The sequence below is a fragment of the Bacteroides sp. 43_46 genome, from assembly GCF_001915455.1.
GTDB lineage: Bacteria > Bacteroidota > Bacteroidia > Bacteroidales > Bacteroidaceae > Bacteroides > Bacteroides caccae.
This window is the reverse complement of the sequence record NZ_MNQN01000075.1, coordinates 1-5,746: the sequence shown is the minus strand read 5'-3', so window position 1 is coordinate 5,746 and position 5,746 is coordinate 1. Positions and strand designations below refer to the sequence as shown.

At 36.8% G+C, this 5,746-nt stretch carries 2 protein-coding genes and 1 other RNA gene; all 3 read right to left on the bottom strand.

The genetic code is table 11. From position 1 onward, the window contains the following. Positions 1-1,056, bottom strand: a 1,056-nt coding sequence (locus BHV72_RS06725; RefSeq protein WP_286855370.1) for a SusC/RagA family TonB-linked outer membrane protein, incomplete at its 3' end; no start/stop codon positions are given. Positions 1,057-1,313: 257 nt separating this feature from the next. After that, positions 1,314-5,243: a hybrid sensor histidine kinase/response regulator transcription factor gene (locus BHV72_RS06720; protein ID WP_286855368.1), complete on the bottom strand. Its 3,930-nt coding sequence runs from the start codon at positions 5,241-5,243 to the stop codon at positions 1,314-1,316. Between the two features lie 172 nt (positions 5,244-5,415). Next, positions 5,416-5,746, bottom strand: a transfer-messenger RNA (tmRNA) gene (gene ssrA, locus BHV72_RS06715); the annotation flags it as partial.

Below are 5,746 nucleotides of genomic sequence, written 5' to 3'. Positions count from 1 at the left end.
AAAAATAGAACCTTCATTATACAGCGAACCGGAAACAAAGTATTTACAAATATCACCTCCACCGGATACATTCAAATTTACCCGCTGGTTAGAGGCCATATTCTTATAAAGTTCATGCATCCAGTCAACATCAGGATACAAATCGGGATCTGTCCCATTCTGGAAATATCCTATTTGCTCTGGAGTATAATATTCATAACCTTTCATCTCATTGTATAATTCAGCCCATTGTGCAGAGTTTACAAATTCCGGCATTTTGGTAGGTTGAGTAAAACCAGCTTCTACTCTGGCATTAATAACAGGTTTACCCTCTGCCCCTTTCTTGGTTGTAATCAAGATTACACCATTAGCTCCTCGCACACCATAAACAGCGGAAGCGGAAGCATCTTTTAATATAGAAAAAGAAGCGATATCCTCTACATCTACTAAGTCCAAATCCCGTTCGATTCCGTCTACCAATACCAATGGAGTGTTACCACCGGTAAAAGAAGATACCCCTCGAATATAGAAATCGGCTGCGCTGGCTTTTCCCGGTTCTCCCGTGCGATTCATCGCTACAACTCCTGCTAGTTGTCCCGCCAGTACACTCGAAATAGAAGAACCCGGAACTTTAACACCTGCCATATCAATAGTGGAAATAGAACCGATGACACTGGCTTTTTTCTGATGACCGTAACCTACGACTACCACTTCGTCGATTTTTTCAGTATCAAACTTTAGAGTCACATTGATAACGTTTTGGTTTCCTATCGCAACTTCCTGAGTACTCATTCCTATATATGAGAATACGAGTACTCCACCTACAACCGAGTTGTCGATAGTAATAGAATATTTACCGTCCAAATCGGTAATAGCTCCCGTCGAGCTGTTTTTAAGCCATACATTGGCTCCGATAATGGGCATATTGTCTCCTTCGGAAATTACCGTACCGGTAATAGTACGCTTTTTAGGAGCTGCCTGGCTGTCCTTTGCAGCGTAAGTTTGGATTGATATTCCGGCTAATAAAATAAGAAAAAACAACCGGAAAAATTGGGTGTGAAATAAATTTGGTTTCATGTATGTTTATTAAAGTTAATCACAATACTAATTTAAGATTCATAATACAGTTTCATTTAATCTCTTTACTTATTAATTTCCTCCTTTCTTTTTAAAGTTCGACCTTTTATCTCTTTGCATTTTGAGTATACGCAAAGAAAGGAACTTAAAAAAAGAGTGTGGGGTGGGATATTTATATTTGAGAGGGGAGGAATTAGAAAGGGGGAGAAAAAAGATAGTTTTTATATAATTTATCCCCCTCCCCCTAGAGAAAGCTATTATTTTTTGTAATCGGAAGGTAATACTCCAAACTCCTTTTTGAAGCATTCTCTAAAATAACGTAAATCACTAAAACCTACCGCATAAGTAACTTCAGAAATACTATACTTTTGTGATAATATCATTTGTGAAGCAACCTTCAACCGAATACTCCGGATAAAAGCATTTGTTGTCTGGTTAGTCAGTTGTTTTATCTTCTTGTTGAGTGTCAATTGGCTCATTCCTATTGTACGGCAAAGTAACGAAACACTCAATTCTTCATTAGCAATATTATCTTCTACCACCTTTATGATTTTTTGAATAAAATCCCTATCGGTCTTTTCCGGAAAAACAGTAGTAGGATCTTCCTCAGACATTAAGTTATTGCTAAACTTTTGGGCCAACATTTGTCGGTTGGTAAGGATAGAATGTACTGTGGAAATTAAAATATCATTATCAAAAGGCTTACTGCAATAAGCATCCGCATAAACAGACAATCCTTCTTGCTGTATCTCTTTAGATGTCTTTGCCGTTAGAAGAATTACAGGAATATGTGAAGTCTCTTTCGTCGATTTAATAGCGGAACAGAGTTCTATTCCATTCATCTCCGGCATATAGATATCTGAGATGACCAATGACGGTATTTGAGACAAACAAAGGTCAAAAGCCTCTTTACCATTGAAAGCAGTCAATATCTTATAATAAGGACAAAACAACTCATCCAATATTTGTACAATACCTTTATTATCATCCACAATAAGCAAAGCCGGTTTATCACTCATATCTCTGTCTCTATCCTCTATTTCCGGATGTATATATTCTGATGCAGTAAAGGGACCAGAATCCTCCTGTGAGAATGTTGTTGTCTCTGATAATGGTTCTATAAGAGTATTCTTATTTTGGAAGGGAATAAAGACTTGGAAAACAGTCCCTTCCCCCTCAGTACTCTTGAACAGAATTGTTCCTTTATGAAGTTCTACCAGACTTTTAGTCAAAGAAAGTCCGATGCCGACTCCTGATTCCGAATAGAAACGTTCGAAAATATGTTTTTTCACTTCTTCTGTCATTCCCGTACCCGAGTCGGTTATGTGAATAGAAACACCTTTCTCTTGTTCCATGACATCCAATGTGATAGAACCTCCGTCAGGCGTATGCTTGATAGCATTGGAAAGAAGATTATACAGAATTTCTTCCATTTTATATGCATCAAATAACAAAAGAATGTAAGAGGCATTTGTATTAAATGCAAACTGTATCTGCTTGTCATGAGCTATTTGAAGGAATTGTGAGAAACAATTTCTACAAAATTCCACGATATCCCCCTCCCGTAGTTCGATATCCAGTTTGCCTTTGTCTTGCTTAGACAATTTAAGTATCTGATTTATCAAACGTAATAATATAGAACTATTATGTTGTATGTTCATCAGATGACGATGCAATTCATCCTTCGAGATATCCGGCGTAGAAAGTAATTTTTGCAGAGGAGAAATGATCAATGTCAACGGAGTACGAAATTCATGTGACAGATTCATAAAGAAATTCATTTTCATCTCTGACAGTTCCCGTATCTGTTGTTTTTCTTTCTGTGCAAGAAAGAGTTCATTCTTCCTTTTCTCACGAATCTTGAAATTCCGGATAATCATATATACAATGAATATACTTATAAGTATATATAATAGTATAAAATACCACCGGAGTAAAAGCGGCTGCAAAACCTGAATTTCCATTTTCAGTGGTTCCGACCAAGTCTCACCATTGCAAGAGGCTTTCACTGAAAAAAGATAATTGCCGGGAGGTATATTAGTATATTTTGCCGAACGATTACCTTGTTCGCTAGTAATCCATTCTTTATCAAACCCTTCCAACTTATACTTATAAATAATTTTATCTGTGGAGGTGAAATGCAAGGCAACGAAGTCGAATGAAAAATTATTGTTACGACTGGATAATGTCAGTTTATCAGTATTAAGAATGGAGCGTTCCAATAGAATCTGCCTGTTCACTTCTTCTCCGACTTTCAGAGTCTTATTATTTATGGAAAGATTAACAAAAGAAAGTTTGGGAAGAATAGTATCCTCCGTAAACACAGCAGGAGTAAACGAGGTAATACCGTTAATGCCGCCAAAATATAAAGTTCCATTCCTTTTTTCTATATAAGCTCTTTCACTAAACTCATTATTTGCAAGCCCGTCATTTAGTTGGTAGATTTTGACGGACAATGTTTGAGGGTCAATCCTGTTCAATCCTTTATTAGTAGCTACCCAGATAAAGCTATTGTTATCCTCTGATATAGCTTTGATACAATTATTGGAAAGCCCCTTCTGAACATTAATCCATTGATAGTTCCAATCATTAGTAGAGGGATTACGTTTCAGATAATACAATCCATTGTCTAAAGTCCCTACCCATATATCACCATTCTTGGCTTCACGAATATGAACGATGTTATCTTGAAACAACAGATTATTCTGATGAGTGGCAAAGCTAAATTTCCGAAATATGGGAGAAGACGTGAAACGTTCTTTGCCATTTAACACAACAAGTCCTTCTGCCGTACCAACCCATAAATTATTCTCTCTATCTTTCAGAATTGTACGTATAGTATTGGAGGGAAGAGGCAAAACTTCAGAATCAGTTTTATAAGTTACAACACTCTGTTGAGTAGAATAATTATAAAGAGTAACCCCATTGTTATAAGATGCAATCCACAAGAAACAAGAGTCCTGCACAATACTTCGGATAGAAGGGATATTTATTCCCGAAGTTTTTTGATAAACAATTTGTTTGTTACTTTCTATCCATGCTTCATAAAGGCCATACATGGTACCAACCCATACTTTGTTTGAAGACTCTTGACCACAAATTGTATGTATCATGTCATTGGGGAAAATCGTCTTCCCCATTATTTGTTTTTGTGTGGAGTCAAGTACACATACCTCACCATTCAGACTGCCTATCCAATAATTGCCGGAATGGTCCGTTGACATACATTCGATGTTTTTGCCAGACATACTTTTTTGAAAAGGAGTCTGGTTCTTGTGGAAGCAAAATGTTCCGTTACGATAAGTGCCAATCCATATATTACCAAAACTATCCTCAGTAAATGAAGTCGTCCAGGGATTACCACTAAAAACAGTTTCCATAGCCCGTTCCGGAGTAAGCCCTTTCAAAGACGTACGATACAGACCGTCGAAACTAGATACCCAAAGTTGGTTATCCGAAGAAATGAACAACTCTCTCCCCGGATGGTTTGTCAGTTGGAAAAGAGTCGATGTTTTCTCATTATAAAGGTATGCTAAGCCTTTTTTGAGAAGATAGAGTTGCTGTTTGTGTACAAAAATTTGATCAACATCTTCGAGAATATCTTCCTGAAAGCGTTCAAATGTATTGCGGACTTTATCAAAAGCATAAACTTTTCCTTCTGCCACAGTTAAATAGTATCCATTAAAAGGAATACATAAGCTAGGAAAATAATAATAGGAACTCAAATATTGTTTCAATTGATATTTATTATTCTTTTTATCAATAACATCAATCCGATAAATTCCCCCTTTACCTGTGTACACCCAAATCTGGTCTTCTCCTACAGCTTTGATTTTGAGAATAGCTCTTTGTATTCCGAAATCTTTCGGGAAATATGAAGAAATACGTGTAAACTGGTCAGTATCTATATCATAACAGTAAAGTCCCATTTCCGTACCAACCCATAGATTACCAGCTGCATCTTCGGTGACGTACAACATTAATCCGGTATCTAATCCGTTATCATACCGACGATACGTTTTGAAAGAATATCCATCATACCGGACTATACCGTCAAAAGTAGTAAACCACATAAACCCTCTTGAATCTTGTATAACAGAACGTACATAGTTCTGTGGTAATCCATTAGCAGATGTTATATGTTTAAAAGTATACTCATTTGCTTGTGCCAAAGGAAAAAAATACATAAGCAAAATGATTAAAAGACAGTGTGTTTTTTGCATAATTAATAGATTTGACTTAAATCAACAGTCAAAGATATAAAAAAACTGTTGTAATATTGAATTTAGTCCCCAATAGAATGGGAGAAAACGATTATCAAAAAGAAAAACCTCTGCTTCCAGAGGTTTAATTCATTGATAGTGGACCTGGAGGGAATCGAACCCTCGTCCAAACGAGGAAATCATAAGCTTTCTACATGCTTATCTTTGCCTAAATTTTCGTGCAGGAACAGAACCAAAGCCATCAATTCCCACCTTATCCTCTAAAGTTTCATCAAAAGTGCGAGGCCGCCTTTGACTATCCCCGATGTAACTGCACCACTGAACCGGAATGCTTCGGAGCAACAGCTTCCGAGTGATGTCTCGTCCTGGCACCTTGTGCCTGGATTAAGCTAATCTACTATGATTCGATTAAGCAGCAAGAGCGTAATTAGTTTCGCCAGATAAAATTTTGATAACTGAGATTTAAG